Below are 14895 nucleotides of genomic sequence, written 5' to 3'. Positions count from 1 at the left end.
CGGACTACGTCGGTGGTTACTTCTTGACCTCGACCTGCGTCAGGATCGGGTCGCCGTCCTGCGCGTAGTCGACGTTCTGGACCTTCTCCGAGTAGCCGGCGTTGACCTTGTAGTACCAGAGCGGGATGGTCGGCATGTAGTTGACCAGCTCCTTCTCCACCTCCTGGTACGCCTTGACCGACTCGTCGAGCGAGGGCGCGGTGTCCGCGGCCTTGATCTTCGCGTCGAGCTCCTTGTTCGAGAAGAAGCCGTTGTTGCCGGCCGCACCCGTACGGAACAGGTCAGAGATGAAGTTGGCGTTCACCGGGTAGTCGAGCACCCAGCCACCGCGGTAGAAGGACTTGACCTGCTTGGCGTCACGGGCGTCAAGGTCGGCCTGGAAGTCGGCCTTGGAGTCGCCGGCGCACGCGACGCCGGTCGCCTGGGTGATGCTGTTGCAGACAGCCTCGACCCATTCCTTGTGGCCGCCGTCGGCGTTGAACTGGATGAAGACCTTGTTACCCGGAACACCGCCACCCTCCTTGATGAGGGCCTTGGCCTTCGCCGGGTCGTACTTGGTGACGTCACCGGCGACGTTCGGCTGGTAGCCGAGGACGCCCTTGGCGACCCAGCCGGTGGCCGGCTCGCGGGTGCCCTGGAGCACCGTCTTGGTGATCGTGTCCCGGTCGATGGCCATCGACAGGCCCTGGAGGACCTTGGGGTCGGTGTCCTTCCACTGCTTCTGGTACATCGCGACACCGAGCGTCTGGATGGCGGAGTACGCCTTGTCCACAGCGCGGTCACCGAGGTCGGCACGGTAGACCGGGAGGTCCTTCGGGCCGATCTGGCGGAGGACGTCGACGTTGCCCGACTTCAGGTCCTCGTAGGCGGTCTCGATGGTGGTGTAGTTCTTGAAGATCACACCACCGTTCTTCGCCTTGTCGAGACCCTTGTAGTCGTCGTTGCGGACGACCTTGATCTGCTTCTTGTGGTCCCAGCTCTCGAACTTGTACGCGCCGTTGCCGACCGGCTTCTCGCCGGCGGCCTTCGGGTCCGCGTAGAAGGACTCGGGGAGCGGGGAGTAGACCGTGTAGCCGAGCTTGTACGCGAAGTACGGCAGCGGGGCGTCGAGCTCGATGGTGAACGTGTAGTCGTCCACGATCTTCAGGCCGGACATGGCGTCGGCCTTCGGCTTGGCGCCTTCACCCTCGGGGTGCACGTCGGCGTAGCCCTTGATGCCCTGGAACCAGGACGCGTTGGTCTGCGCGTTGGTGATGTTGGCGGCCCAGTTCCACGCCTTGACGTAGGACTCGGCGGTGACCGGGGTCCCGTCGTGGAACTTCCAGTCCTTCTTGAGCTTGACCGTCCACAGCTTGGAGTCCGTGGTGTCGACCGACTCGGCGTTGATCATCTCAAGCTTGCCGGCCGGGTCGTAGTCGACCAGCTGCGAGAAGATCGCATCGGTGACGATGCTGCCGTTCGACTCCATCGTGTTCGCCGGCTGCAGCGGGTTCTGCGGCTCACCGACCTCGATGGAGAAGATGCCGTTGGGGTCAACTGCACCCTTGGCACTCTCGTTGCCCTTGTTGCCGTCTTCGCCGCCGCCACAGGCAGTCGCGGCCAGGGCGATGATTGCCGCTCCCGCGACCCACTTGGCGCTCTTGGCACCGCGCATGGGTTTCCTCCTCATGAGTCCACTTTTGACTACAAGAGGGGCACTGGAGAGATCTACCGACACCCCTGACGGCGATCGATTCAGTGCCCCGAGTGTGCTCGTGAGTCGGCACTCCCCACAGTGCGTGACCCATTGACCCGAGCTCAATGGAGCCAACTATTGGGTACGCCCAGGCTGTAAACCACACTTAAAGGGTCTCGGTTTGACAACATCAGCATGGTCCGTGTGACCGAAATCCGGACAAACTGATCCTAGACAGACACCCCCGAAACGGACCGTTAACACATGTTCCGGAGAGCGACGCCCGATATCCGGACACCTCGGTCAGGAAAAGTGATTGACGAAAGGTCCGGCCCCCCACAGTTTCCGTGGGGGGCCGGACCTCTTGTCAATGCCTCGTGCTGACGGATCGTCGACTGAATCCGACGCTCCGGATGTGGACCGACCACGTCACACGGTGAGTGTGCTCACAGCCGGCCGACGCCGCGTCAGCCGTTCTTGGCGCGCGAGGCCGTGCGGCCACGCTGCTTGGCGTCCAGGACGACCTTGCGGATACGCACGGTCTCCGGGGTCACCTCGATGCACTCGTCGTCGCGGCAGAACTCCAGGGACTGCTCCAGGGAGAGCTTGCGCGCGGGCACCACGTTCTCGGTGGTGTCCGCGGAAGCCGCACGCATGTTGGTGAGCTTCTTCTCCTTGGTGATGTTCACGTCCATGTCGTCGGCGCGGGAGTTCTCGCCGATGATCATGCCCTCGTAGACCTCGGTGCCGGCCTCCGTGAAGATGACACCGCGCTCCTGGAGGTTGACCATCGCGAACGGCGTCACCGTGCCCGAACGGTCCGCGACCAGCGAGCCGTTGTGACGGGTGCGCAGCTCGCCGAACCACGGCTCGTGGCCCTCGAAGATCGAGTGCGCGATGCCCGTACCGCGGGTCTGCGTCAGGAACTCCGTACGGAAGCCGATGAGGCCGCGGGACGGCACGATCCACTCCATGCGGACCCAGCCCGAACCGTGGTTCGTCATCGTCTCCATGCGGCCCTTACGGGTCGCCATCAGCTGCGTGATGGCGCCGAGGTGCTCCTCGGGCGAGTCGATCGTCATGCGCTCGATCGGCTCGTGCGTCTTGCCGTCGACCTGCTTGGTGACGACCTCGGGCTTGCCGACGGTCAGCTCGAAGCCCTCACGGCGCATCTGCTCGACCAGGATGGCCAGCGCGAGCTCACCACGGCCCTGGACCTCCCAGGCGTCGGGACGCTCGGTGTCCAGGACGCGCAGCGAGACGTTACCGACCAGCTCGCGGTCGAGACGGTCCTTGATCTGACGCGCGGTGACCTTGTGGCCCTTGCCGCCCTTGCCGACCAGCGGCGAGGTGTTGGCACCGATGGTCATCGAGATGGCCGGCTCGTCGACCGTGATGAGCGGCAGCGCGATCGGGTTCTCGGTGTCGGCCAGGGTCTCGCCGATCATGATGTCCGGGATACCGGCGATGGCACAGATGTCACCGGGGCCCGCCATCTCGGCCGGCTTGCGGGTGAGCGCCTCGGTCATCAGCAGCTCGGTGATGCGGACGTTGGACATCGAACCGTCGCGCTTGATCCACGTGACGGTCTGGCCCTTGCGGAGCTCACCCTGCTCGACGCGGCAGAGCGCGATACGGCCGAGGAAGTTGTCGGCGTCCAGGTTGGTGACGTGGGCCTGGAGAGGCGCGTCCGCGTCGTACTCCGGAGCCGGAACCGTGGAGAGGATCGTGTTGAAGAACGGCTCCAGGTTGGTGCTGTCCGCCGGAACCGTGCCGTCCTCGGGCTTGGTCAGCGAGGCGACGCCGTCACGGGCACAGGCGTAGACGATCGGGAACTCGATCTGGTCCTCGTCGGCGTCCAGGTCCAGGAAGAGGTCGTACGTCTCGTCGATGACCTCGGAGATCCGGGAGTCCGGCCGGTCGGTCTTGTTGATGCAGAGGATGACCGGCAGCTTGGCCGTGAGCGCCTTGCGGAGCACGAAGCGGGTCTGCGGGAGCGGGCCCTCGGAGGCATCGACGAGCAGCACGACCGCGTCCACCATCGAGAGACCGCGCTCGACCTCACCGCCGAAGTCGGCGTGGCCCGGGGTGTCGATGATGTTGATGGTGATGACGTCGCCGCCATCCTTCGGGTGGTACTTGACGGCCGTGTTCTTGGCCAGGATCGTGATGCCCTTCTCACGCTCCAGGTCGTTCGAGTCCATCATGCGATCGTCGAGGTGCTCCGCGGCGTGCGCGGCGAAGGCGCCGGCCTGCTTGAGCATGGCGTCGACCAGCGTGGTCTTGCCGTGGTCGACGTGGGCGACGATGGCTACGTTACGGATGTCGTGGCGCGTGGGCATGGGTGGCTTGCGCTTCTCTCGGATCGTGGGATCAGGCGTCTCAGTCGGTCTCGAGTCCTCGTACGCCCGCCGGGCGGACACGCCACGGCTAGTCCAATGGTACGGGCCCGGCGCGTCCGGGGCTTCCCGGGCCGATCCGTGAGAGCGGTCTTCAGCCGATATTCAGCCGGTATTAAGTCATTACTCGGCTGGTGCACGCCCCGAACGGGGCGCGAAAAACCCAGGAAAAAATGCCCGGGAAAGGCGAGAAAACGCGAGCGGGCACGGGAGGAGATCGCGCCCGCTTGTGGGGGGTGTGGGGAGGCGAACAGCCCGGGTCAGGGCATGAACCACCTTGCCCGCCGGGGGTCCGACGGGCAAGGGAATTGAGCTGCTTCTGAGCTTCGGGCAGTCCTTAATACCGCCTTGACCTGCTACTTCTTACGGTTCGCGGGGGAACCTGCCGCTTGCGGCTTCTTGAAGCCGATGTCCTGGTAATGGGGGGCCGCGAAGCCGAACGCGCCGACGTTCACGAGCTTCTTGTCGGCCGCCACCAGCTGCGGGCGCTGGTAGAGCGGAATCGATCCTGCCGCGGCCCAGATCCGGGCGTCGGCCTGCTTCATCAGATCCCGGGCGGCATCTTCGTCGAGTTCGGCGACCGCCTGGTCGAAGAGCTGGTCGATGTGGTCGGTACCGACCCGGGTGTAGTTCTGCTCGACCAGCAGCGATCCGTCGGTGGCGGGCTCGGGCTTGGCGAAGATCGGGCGGCCGTCGGTCGCCGGGTAGGCGCTGGCGGGCCAGGAGTACAGCGCCAGGTCGTAGTCGCCGGAGGCGATGTGGTCCTTGAAGTAGCTGTCGTCGGCCACCTTCGTGATCTCCGTACGGATGCCGACCGATTCCAGCATCGCGGCGATCTTCTCGCCGACGCTCCGGAGCGCCTGGGAGCCGGGACCGGACGGGAGGACGAAGCGCAGGGACAGCGGTACGCCGTCCTTGCCCAGCGGACCGCGGACGGAGGCGGGCGCCGGGGCCGCGGTGCCCACGGGGGCGTACGCACCGGCGGCTCCGCCGGGCCGCTTGTCCTGGGCGGTGACCTTGGAGGAGCCGTCGGCCGCGGTGTCGGTGTCGCCGTTGTCGCTGTCCTTGGCCGGCTTGGCGTCCGCGACCGGTTCGGCGGCCCCGGCCGCGGAGAACCTGCCTGCCTGGCGCAGCAGCGCGGCGCTCTGGGCGCCCGCGGCCGGGGCGGGGGCGAGGATGTGGGTGGCGGGGCCCTCGTCGCGGCGCTCGCCCGGCTTGTCGTCCTGGCCGACGATGTACATCCCCTCGTCGCCGGACGGCTCGCCGGCCCGGTCAGCGGTGTCGCTCTTCCCGGCCTTCTCCTCCTTCTCCGTCTTCTTGGCCTTCTCCTCCTTCTCGGCCTTCTCCTCCGCCGTCTTCGCGGCTTCCTTCCCGCTCTCCTTCTCCGCCGTCTTCTTCTTGTCGGCCTCGCTGCCCGCCTTGGTGTCCTTGGGCTTCTGCAGCGCGCCGCCCTGCGTCCAGCCGGCATCGGCCAGCAGCGCCTGCGCCTCCTTGGTGTCCTGGTCACCGAGTGCGCCGCTGCCGTCCTTGTAACCGGGCTGCCCGGTCAGGGCGAGGTGGCTCCCGATCGGTTCCGCGGGCAGTCCGAGCGGCTTCAGGACGGTTTCGGCGAGCTCCTGGCGGTCCAGGGCGCGGGCCACGGCGCGGCGCACCCGGTCGTCGGAGAGCGGACCGGACTCGCCGTTCAGCGCGAGCTGCGTGTAGGCGGGCTCCAGCGACTTGCGTACGACGTAGTCGCGCAGCGACTTCTGCTCGGTGGCGTACGAAGCGATGGCCTTCCGGGTCTTCTTGCGGGCGGCCTGCGCGGCTTCCGCCCGGTCCTCGTCCGAGCCGTTCGCCAGCGCCCAGGAGCGCAGGGCGGCGGCGGGGGTGAGAGCGGCGGCGGGACCGTGCGTGAGCGGCTGTCCGTTGCCCCCGCCGTCGCGGGCGGCGAGGGCGATTCGGTTCGCCGCGGCGGGGTCGACGTCCGCGATGTCCACGGTGCCGTCGGCCAGTGCCTCGGTGCGGTCCTGGGGCTTGACCGCGCGGAAGACGAGCGTGTCGAGCTTGGGCTCGCTGCCCCACCAGCGCGGGTTGCGGTCGAGGGTGAGCTGTTCCTTGCTCTTGCTCACGCTGCGCAGCCGAAACGGTCCTGCAGTGACCTTGAGCGTGGACCGCGCCCCGTCGTTGAAGGAGTCCGGCGAGCCGGTCACCTCCTTCGGGAGCAGCGGGGTGAAGAGCGAGCGCCAGTCCGCGTACGGCTTGGCGAAGGTCACCCGGACCTGGAGGTCGTCGCTGCCGCGCTCGATCTTCTCGATCCGCTCGTAGCCGGCGTTGCGGGCGGTCCAGTACGCCGAGTCCTTGCCGCTCAGCGCTCGCCACTGGGCGACGAAGTCGGGGGCCCCGATCTCCCGCCCGTTGCTCCACACCGCCTGCTGGTTGAGCTTGTAGAGCACGACCTGCTTGGGTTCCCGCTCGATGATCTTCGCGGACTCCAGGTAGTCCGGGTTGAGCCGCGGCGTGCCCTTGGCGTCCATCGGGAAGAGGGCGGGCAGCAGGGCTCCGGTGACGCGGGCGGTCGAACCGTCGGCGTCCGCCTGGTAGGCGTTGAGGGTCGCGGGCATCGAGTCGATCGCCCAGTTGACCGTGCCACCGTCCCGCACCAGGTCCCGGGCGGCGGGGGCGATGTCCTGCGGGACGGCCGCGGAGGTCTCCTCGCTGCCCGAGCTGCACCCGGCCAGCACCGGGATCGTGAGCACACCCGTCGTGAGGAGCGCGACGGAGCGACGCTTTCGGGCCGTCCCGCGCGGGACGCCGACGTGGGACATGGCTGATACCTCCGGGGCCGGCCCGGTCCACCCCGTACCGGAATGGACCGGATGCTTCGTGTTTGGTGGCATTTGCAGTTGATCACACTGGTTCCGTCCATCCACTGAAAGCGCCTCCGCGCGAGAGGAGGCGCAGACACGGCGGGCCGCGCCGCGAACCTCACCCGAGCGGGCCAACGGCCCGGCCGCCGGCCCCGGCGAGACAGGGATGCGCGCTCCCTTCACAAAGCAGATGTGACGCGCGACACTCGCAACCGCATGAGCATTGCCGGCCGCCATCGCGGAAGTGAGGGCAAGTCATGTCCCTGCACGAGGAATTGACGGCAGTTCAGCACTGTCTCGACGACCTGGTCCGCACCGTCGGAAGGCTGGAGCGCAGCCTCGCGCGCCTGCGCGAGGACACGGCCGGCCTGGCCGGCTCCCCGGACCGCCCCGCCGACATGGTCACCATCACCGAGGCGCCGTACGACACCGCGCTGTGGACGGACTCGGACGACGAAGGTCTGGGAGTCCGCGGCAGACACGCGCCCTAGGGCCTTTCGTTCGGATCAGGCCGGATCAAACGAAAGGCCCTAGAGCCTCGGCCCAGCCACCCAGACCCAGACCCGAGGAGCACTCCTTGGCCACCGGTACGGAACCAGGCGCGCAACCACCGCAGCCGCGCACGGCGCGGACCGGCACCGGCGTCCGCCACGCCTCGCGCGCCGCCATCGCCGCCCGGCATCTGCGCACCGACCGTTGGTGGCTGGCGCCCGCCGCCACGGCCGGCGGGCTGCTCGCCTTCATCGTCTACTCGACCTGGCGGGCCTTCGCCAACGCCGACTACTACGCGGCCCCGTACGTCTCGCCGTTCTACTCGCCCTGTCTGGCCGAGAACTGCGCGCCGATGCGCTCCGGTCCGAACTGGGAGATCTTCGGCAGCTGGTGGGGCCTCTCCCCCGCCCTGATCGTCCTGGTCTTCCCGCTGGGCTTCCGGCTGACCTGCTACTACTACCGGAAGGCGTACTACCGCGGTTTCTGGGCCTCGCCCCCGGCCTGCGCGGTCGCCGAACCGCACACCGCGTACACCGGCGAGACCCGCTTCCCGCTGATCCTTCAGAACATGCACCGCTACTTCTTCTACGCGGCGCTGCCGGTCGCCGGCATCCTCACGTACGACACCGTGCTGTCCTTCCGGGACGAGCACTACGCCTGGGGACACATGGGTCTCGGCTCCCTGATCTTCCTGGTGAACATCACCCTGATCTGGGCGTACACCCTCTCCTGCCACTCCTGCCGCCACATCATCGGCGGCCGGCTGCGGCACTTCTCCAAGCATCCGGTGCGCTACCGGCTCTGGGGCTGGGCCGGGAAGCTCAACGGCCGGCACATGCAGCTCGCCTGGGCCTCCCTGATCAGCGTGGCGGTGGCCGACTTCTACGTCTATCTCGTCGCGTCCGGTGCTTTCGACGATCCGAGGTTTTTCTGAATGACTGAGCTCGAGCGGCAGCAGTGGGACGTCGTGGTGGTCGGCGCCGGCGGCGCCGGCCTGCGGGCCGCGATCGAGGCCCGGGAGCGCGGAGCCCGTACCGCCGTCATCTGCAAATCACTCTTCGGCAAGGCCCACACCGTCATGGCGGAGGGCGGCATCGCCGCCTCCATGGGCAATGTGAACTCCGGGGACAACTGGCAGGTGCACTTCCGCGACACCATGCGCGGCGGGAAGTTCCTGAACCAGTGGCGGATGGCCGAGTTGCACGCCAGAGAGGCTCCGGACCGGGTCTGGGAGCTGGAGACCTGGGGTGCGCTCTTCGACCGGACTCCGGACGGCAGGATCTCCCAGCGCAACTTCGGCGGCCACGAGTACCCGCGTCTCGCGCACGTCGGGGACCGTACCGGCCTGGAACTGATCCGCACGCTCCAGCAGAAGATCGTCGCGCTGCAGCAGGAGGACTTCCGGGAGACCGGCGACTACGAGGCCCGTCTGAAGGTCTTCCAGGAGTGCACGGTCACCCGCATCCTCAAGGACGGCGAGCAGGTCAGCGGCGCCTTCTGCTACGAGCGCGAGTCCGGCCGCTTCTTCGTGCTCGAAGCGCCCGCGGTCGTCCTCGCCACCGGCGGGATAGGCAAGTCGTTCAAGGTGACGTCGAACTCATGGGAGTACACCGGCGACGGCCACGCCCTCGCCCTGCTGGCCGGCGCACCCCTGCTGAACATGGAGTTCGTGCAGTTCCATCCGACCGGCATGGTCTGGCCCCCGTCGGTGAAGGGCATCCTCGTCACCGAGTCGGTGCGCGGCGACGGCGGGGTGCTGCGCAACTCCGAGGGCAAGCGGTTCATGTTCGACTACGTCCCCGACGTCTTCAAGGAGAAGTACGCGCAGTCGGAGGAGGAGGGCGACCGCTGGTACGAGGACCCGGACCACAACCGCCGCCCGCCCGAGCTGCTGCCCCGCGACGAGGTCGCCCGTGCCATCAACTCCGAGGTGAAGGCCGGCCGCGGTTCACCGCACGGCGGGGTGTTCCTGGACGTGTCGACCCGGATGCCCGCGGACAGGATCCGCCGCCGGCTGCCCTCGATGTACCACCAGTTCAAGGAGCTGGCGGACGTCGACATCACCGCGGAGGCGATGGAGGTCGGGCCGACCTGCCACTACGTGATGGGCGGGATCGCCGTCGAGTCCGACACGGCGTCCGCGCTCGCGGTTCCCGGGCTGTACGCGGCGGGCGAGGTGGCGGGCGGAATGCACGGCTCCAACCGGCTCGGCGGCAACTCCCTCTCCGATCTGCTGGTCTTCGGGAGGCGCGCGGGACTGCACGCCGCCGCGTACGCGGCGGGGCTCTCCGCACTCCCGGTCGTGGACGAGGAACAGATCGACGCGGCAGCGGCGGAAGCACTGCGTCCGTTCGCCGCGGAGGACCTCGCGGACGGCGCCGCCCCGGAGAATCCGTACACCCTGCACCAGGAACTCCAGCAGACGATGAACGACCTCGTCGGCATCATCCGCCGCGCGCCCGAGATGGCGCAGGCCCTGGAGAAACTGGCCGGGCTGCGCGTACGGGCGGGACGCGCCGCGGTGGAGGGACACCGGCAGTTCAACCCCGGCTGGCACCTCTCCCTGGACCTGCGGAACATGCTGCTGGTCAGCGAGTGCATCGCGCGGGCGGCGCTGGAGCGTACCGAGAGCCGGGGCGGTCACACCCGCGAGGACTGCCCCACGATGGAGCGCTCCTGGCGCCCGGTCAACCTGCTGTGCCGGCTGGCCGGCCCGGAGGAAGAGCCCGGCTCCGCGGACGACGGCACGCCGGACGGTGCGCCGCGCGGCCGGATCGAGCTCGTGAAGACCTCCACCGACCCCATCCGTCCGGATCTGCTCGCCCTGTTCGAGAAGGAAGAGCTGGTCAAGTACCTCGCCGAAGAGGAGCTGTACGAGTGAGCAGCTACAACGCGCGGTTCAGGGTGTGGCGCGGGGACACCGCGGGCGGCGACCTGGCCGACTACACGGTCGAGGTCAACGACGGCGAAGTCGTCCTCGACATCATCCACCGCATCCAGGCCACCCAGGCGGGCGATCTCGCGGTCCGCTGGAACTGCAAGGCCGGCAAGTGCGGTTCGTGCAGCGCCGAGATCAACGGCCGGCCGCGGCTGCTGTGCATGACCCGGATGTCGGTGTTCGACCGCCGGGAGACGATCACCGTGACACCGCTGCGGGCGTTCCCCGTCGTCCGTGACCTGGTGACGGACGTGACGTTCAACTACGCCAAGGCGCGGGAGGTGCCCGCCTTCGTCCCGCCCGAGGGCGTGAAGGCGGGCGACTACCGGATGCAGCAGGTCGACGTGGAACGCTCGCAGGAGTTCCGCAAGTGCATCGAGTGTTTCCTGTGCCAGGACACCTGCCATGTGGTGCGCGACCACGAGGAGAACAAGGCGTCGTTCGCCGGGCCCCGCTTCCTGATGCGGGTGGCCGAGCTGGACATGCACCCCCTGGACGCCGCTGCCGGGTCCGGCCTCGACCGGAAGGCGACGGCGCAGGAGGAACACGGCCTGGGCTTCTGCAACATCACGAAGTGCTGTACGGAGGTGTGCCCCGAGAACATCAAGATCACGGACAACGCTCTGATCCCGCTGAAGGAGCGGGCCGTCGACCGGAAGTACGACCCGCTGGTCTGGCTCGGCAGCAGGATCGGCCGCCGCCGGAACGGGGAATGAGGAGCGGCAGGGCGGCGAGGCCCCCGACACCGTAGAAGAGACATCGGCTCCACGACGCCGACGACCTGCTCGTCCTCCTCGCAGCCCACGCGGCGCGCGCCACACCGGATGGTCTTGCCCGTCCGCCAGCCCGCGATCTAGGGTGAATGCGCTTTCAAAACCCGAGTGCGCAGCATCCCGGGTACGGAGTCACCAGTCAGAGTCAGCAGTCAGCACACGCATCAGGCGCGTCGCTACGTAAAGAAGAAGCGGACGGTCGGTCGAGTGAGCGCCCCCACGGTGTACGACGTCGCGGAGCGGTCGGGCGTCTCCATCGCCACGGTCTCCCGGGTCTACCGCAACCCGGATTCCGTACGCGCGCAGACCCGTGAGCGGGTCCTGGAAGCGGCCCGCGAGCTCGGTTACGTACCGAGCGGGAACGCCCGGGGGCTGGCCAGCCGCACCACCGGCGTCCTCGGCCTCTGCTTCCCCGACTACTCCGATCCCGATGCCGAGAGCGCCGCGGCGGCGACCGACGCGGACGACGACGACGCCGTCATGCTCTACTCCGACCAGATCATCCGGGGGATGGAGCGGGCCGCCCGCCGGCACGGGTACGCGCTGCTGATCGCCGCGTCGCTGGACGGCGGCCCCGAGAGCCTCGTCGCCAAGGTGGCGGGCCGGGTCGACGGCTTCGCGGTACTGGCGCAGACCGTGCCGACCACGGACCTCGAAGTGATATCGCGACGGCTGCCCGTCGTGATGCTCGCCGGGCCCCGCGAGATCGACCACCTCGACCACATCGTGGTGGCCAACGCCGACGGCGAGCGCGAGCTCGCCCTCCACCTCATCCGGGACCACGGCCTGCGCAGCCTGGCCTTCATCGGCGGCGAGGCGAACTCCCCGGACGCCGAGGCACGGTTCCGCGGCTTCCGGGAGGCATGCCGGGAGGCCGGGCTGCCGGTGCCGGACGAGCCCGCGCTGCGGGCCGAGATGATGACGCAGGCCGAAGGCGCGCGGGCCGCGGAAGCGCTGCTGGACCGGGCGGCGGACGGCGCCCGGCCGGAGGCGATGCTGTTCGCCAACGACCAGATGGCCGTGGGCGCGCTGTACGCGCTGGAACGGCGCGGAGTGCGGGTACCCGAGGACATCGCGGTGACGGGCTTCGACGGGATTCCGCTGAGCCGCATCGTGCGGCCGGCGCTGACGACCGTGCGGCAGCCCATACAGCAGCTGGGCGAACAGGCCGTCGAGCTGCTGGTACGCCGCCTCGGCGACCGGGACCGCGCCCCGGTCTCCCTGGAGCTGCCGGTCTCCATGGCCCGCAGGGCGAGCTGCGGCTGCTGACCGGACCGGGGCGGACCCGCCCCCGCCTCACCTTCCCAGCCGCTCCCCGAAGAAGCGTCGCCGGTTCTCGCGCAGCTCCGCCGTCTCCGCCACGAGCGCGTCGTACGTGAAGTGCCCGGCGCTCAGCACCTGCAGCTCCCGCACGCCGGGCAGCGCGTTGTATACGGCGAACTGGCCGGGCGGCGGAACCGCGGGGTCGAACAGCGCGGCGGCGACGAGGGTCGGCGTCCGCAGCCGCGCGGCAGCGGACGCCGCGTCGAAGTACCTCAGCACCTCGGTGACTTCGGGGTGATCCCGGTGGTGGTCCCGCACCGCCTCACCGCTGCCGACGGACGGCAGCGTGAGGCGCAGCGGGTGGTTGCCGAACGTCGGCACCGTGAGCTGCGCGGCGGCGAAACGGTCGTCCCAGGGCAGCGCGAGGGCCCCCAGTCCGCCCCCGAAGCTCTCCCCCACATACCCGAGCCGCCCGAGATCCGGTACGAGCTCCGCGAGGGCCGAGGCGGCGCACCACAGGTCGGCGACACAGCCGGCGATGACATAGGTGTCGCGCGACGCGATGCCGTGCAGGACGTGCCCGGCGGCGACCTCCGGGACCCCGGCCCGCAGACCGCGGGTCCCCATGCCGCGTACGCAGGGCAGGATCGCGGCGGACCGTGGCAGGGGCAGCGGCACGTCGGGGCCCGGCCGGTCCCGGCCCCCGTAGCCGTGCCCGATGACGAAGCCGTGCGTGGCCGGTCCCCCGGTGGGCAGGGCCACCCAGCCGCCGACGCGTATCCCGCCGACGGAGCTGTATGTCACACCGTGGATCCGCACACCGTCGCGCTCGTCCTCGACCGGGCCGATCTCCGGTGCGGTGTCGACCTCCCTGGCCCTCTCGTACTGCGCACGCCAGAACTCCGCGAAGTCGTCGGGGGCCTCCGGGGCCGGGACGCGCAGCAGGTCGTCCAGCTCGTGCCCGTAGGCCGGATCGAAGGGGAAGTCATGCGCGAACGAAGCCATGACCAGGACCCTAGACCGCCTCTTCGGCCGCTCGCACCACCGTTTCGCCCCCTCGCGCAACCCTGCGGAATCGGTCACATCGTCTTCAAATCCGCATAGGGCGCACTTACGGTTCGAAGTTGAACATTCAGATGTCCAGCACGTTGCACGAGTGTGACCTAGCACCCTCTTGCGGATTCCCGAACGCCTGCCGCAGAGTGATGTATGCGCTTACAGGCAGCGCATACATTCGGATTGCTCAAGGAGGAGCCCTCCATGTCCCGCACCGCCAGAACCGTCTCCGCCGGCATCGCAGTCGCACTCGCTTTCGGCATCACCGCTTGCGGCAGCTCCGGGGGCGACGACGTCGCCGCGGACAAGAAGCAGACGCTCACTGTCTGGGCCATGGGGGCCGAGGGCGAGAAGCTCGCGGATGTGGCCAAGGTCTACGAGAAGGCCAACCCGAACATCACCGTCAAGGTGACCCCGGTCGGCTGGGACGTCGCCCACCAGAAGCTGGTCTCCGCAGCCGCCGCCGGCACCATGCCGGACGTGGCGCAGATGGGCGGCAGCTACATGGGCGAGTTCTCCGAACTCGGCGTCCTGGAGCCGGTCGACACCAAGATCTTCGACAAGGGCGACTTCTTCCCGGCCGGCTGGAACCAGGGCGAGGTGGACGGCACCGCGTACGGCGTGCCGTGGTACGTCGACACCCGCGTCCTCTACTACCGCACCGACCTGGCCGAGAAGGCCGGCATCGACAAGGCTCCGACCAACTGGAAGGAGATGCAGGACCTCGCCACCGCCTACCAGAAGAAGGCGGGAACCAAGTGGGGCCTGTCCATCCAGCCCAGCGGCCTGGACACGGTGCAGAACTTCTACTCCTTCCTGTACTCGGCCGGCGGCGAGATCGTCAATGACAAGGGCGAGGCCGTCATCGACAGCCCCGAGGCCGTCAAGGCGCTCAAGGAGTACGGCTCGTACTTCGAGAAGGGCCTCTCCAACAAGTCCGTCCAGCCCGGCTACGACGTGGTGAAGGACTTCGGCAACGACCGGGTCCCGATGTTCTTCGGCGGCCCCTGGCACGTGACCCTCCTCAACGAGGGCCAGCCGCAGCTCAAGGGCAAGTGGGCGGTGGCGAACGTCCCGGCCGACAAGTCCTCCGTCTCCATGGCGGGCGGCTCCTCCCTGGTGATCTCCAAGGACAGCGAGCACAAGGCCGCCGCCACGGAGTTCATCAAGTACCTCACCGACACCAAGGGCCAGGCCGACTGGTACGAGCGCACCAAGGACCTGCCGGCGAACACCTCGGCCTGGACCTCCGGCACGCTCGCCGACGACGCCGCCCTCCAGGTCTTCAAGAAGCAGATGGACACCGCCAAGTCCTCGCCGTCCAGCGCGAAGTGGACGGAGATCACCGACAAGGTCGACGTGGCCATCGCGAAGGTGACGCAGGGCAAGGCTTCCGCCGAGGACGCGCTGAAGACGGCGCAGTCCGAGATCGAAGGGCTCGTGAAGTAGG

The 14895-nt window shown here is 68.6% G+C and carries 10 protein-coding genes; 6 read left to right on the top strand and 4 right to left on the bottom strand.

Annotated elements, in window-relative coordinates; all coding sequences use genetic code 11:
* Positions 1–16: 16 nt before the first annotated feature.
* From OG230_RS23240 to OG230_RS23230, 3 genes are all read right to left on the bottom strand, one after another.
* Entirely contained in the window at positions 17–1654 is a 1638-nt protein-coding gene (locus OG230_RS23240; RefSeq protein ID WP_328905651.1) for a peptide ABC transporter substrate-binding protein, read from the bottom strand.
* 488 nt (positions 1655–2142) lie between these two features.
* Complete coding sequence (gene typA, locus OG230_RS23235; RefSeq protein WP_328905650.1) at positions 2143–4017, bottom strand: translational GTPase TypA; 1875 nt, start codon at positions 4015–4017, stop codon at positions 2143–2145.
* Positions 4018–4430: 413 nt separating this feature from the next.
* Positions 4431–6881 (bottom strand): ABC transporter family substrate-binding protein, encoded by a 2451-nt coding sequence (locus OG230_RS23230; RefSeq protein ID WP_328905649.1) that lies wholly within the window; start codon positions 6879–6881, stop codon positions 4431–4433.
* Positions 6882–7180: 299 nt separating this feature from the next.
* Between OG230_RS23230 and OG230_RS23225 the strand changes: the two genes are divergently transcribed.
* From OG230_RS23225 to OG230_RS23205, 5 genes are all read left to right on the top strand, one after another.
* Complete coding sequence (locus OG230_RS23225) at positions 7181–7414, top strand: hypothetical protein (protein ID WP_328905648.1); 234 nt, start codon at positions 7181–7183, stop codon at positions 7412–7414.
* 86 nt (positions 7415–7500) lie between these two features.
* On the top strand, positions 7501–8349 hold the full coding sequence (locus tag OG230_RS23220) for a hypothetical protein (RefSeq protein ID WP_328905647.1): 849 nt from the start codon (positions 7501–7503) through the stop codon (positions 8347–8349).
* Positions 8350–10296, top strand: a complete 1947-nt coding sequence (locus OG230_RS23215) for a fumarate reductase/succinate dehydrogenase flavoprotein subunit (RefSeq protein WP_328905646.1) — start codon at positions 8350–8352, stop codon at positions 10294–10296.
* Positions 10293–11069 (top strand): succinate dehydrogenase/fumarate reductase iron-sulfur subunit, encoded by a 777-nt coding sequence (locus OG230_RS23210; RefSeq protein WP_328905645.1) that lies wholly within the window; start codon positions 10293–10295, stop codon positions 11067–11069. The genes OG230_RS23215 and OG230_RS23210 overlap by 4 nt, the downstream gene beginning before the upstream one ends.
* A gap of 264 nt (positions 11070–11333) precedes the next feature.
* Positions 11334–12395 carry a LacI family DNA-binding transcriptional regulator gene (locus OG230_RS23205; protein WP_328905644.1) on the top strand — a complete coding sequence of 354 codons (1062 nt, stop codon included), beginning with the start codon at positions 11334–11336 and terminating at the stop codon, positions 12393–12395.
* A 27-nt stretch (positions 12396–12422) separates the two neighbouring features.
* Here OG230_RS23205 and OG230_RS23200 read toward each other — a convergent pair whose 3' ends face one another.
* On the bottom strand, positions 12423–13394 hold the full coding sequence (locus OG230_RS23200; protein WP_328905643.1) for an acetylxylan esterase: 972 nt from the start codon (positions 13392–13394) through the stop codon (positions 12423–12425).
* A gap of 255 nt (positions 13395–13649) precedes the next feature.
* Between OG230_RS23200 and OG230_RS23195 the strand changes: the two genes are divergently transcribed.
* Positions 13650–14894, top strand: a complete 1245-nt coding sequence (locus OG230_RS23195) for a sugar ABC transporter substrate-binding protein (RefSeq protein ID WP_328905642.1) — start codon at positions 13650–13652, stop codon at positions 14892–14894.
* Position 14895 lies beyond the last annotated feature (1 nt).

The organism is Streptomyces sp. NBC_00234, from assembly GCF_036195325.1.
Classification (GTDB): domain Bacteria; phylum Actinomycetota; class Actinomycetes; order Streptomycetales; family Streptomycetaceae; genus Streptomyces.
Note: the sequence above shows the minus strand (reverse complement) of the source record. Positions and strands in the feature narration are given on the sequence as shown.

Coding starts and splice junctions, on each gene's coding strand:
- OG230_RS23230 (WP_328905649.1), bottom strand. CDS start 6,881: ATGTCCCACGTCGGCGTCCCGCGCGGGACGGCCCGAAAGCGTCGCTCC.
- OG230_RS23240 (WP_328905651.1), bottom strand. CDS start 1,654: ATGCGCGGTGCCAAGAGCGCCAAGTGGGTCGCGGGAGCGGCAATCATC.
- OG230_RS23195 (WP_328905642.1), top strand. CDS start 13,650: ATGTCCCGCACCGCCAGAACCGTCTCCGCCGGCATCGCAGTCGCACTC.
- OG230_RS23200 (WP_328905643.1), bottom strand. CDS start 13,394: ATGGCTTCGTTCGCGCATGACTTCCCCTTCGATCCGGCCTACGGGCAC.
- OG230_RS23215 (WP_328905646.1), top strand. CDS start 8,350: ATGACTGAGCTCGAGCGGCAGCAGTGGGACGTCGTGGTGGTCGGCGCC.
- OG230_RS23225 (WP_328905648.1), top strand. CDS start 7,181: ATGTCCCTGCACGAGGAATTGACGGCAGTTCAGCACTGTCTCGACGAC.
- typA (WP_328905650.1), bottom strand. CDS start 4,017: ATGCCCACGCGCCACGACATCCGTAACGTAGCCATCGTCGCCCACGTC.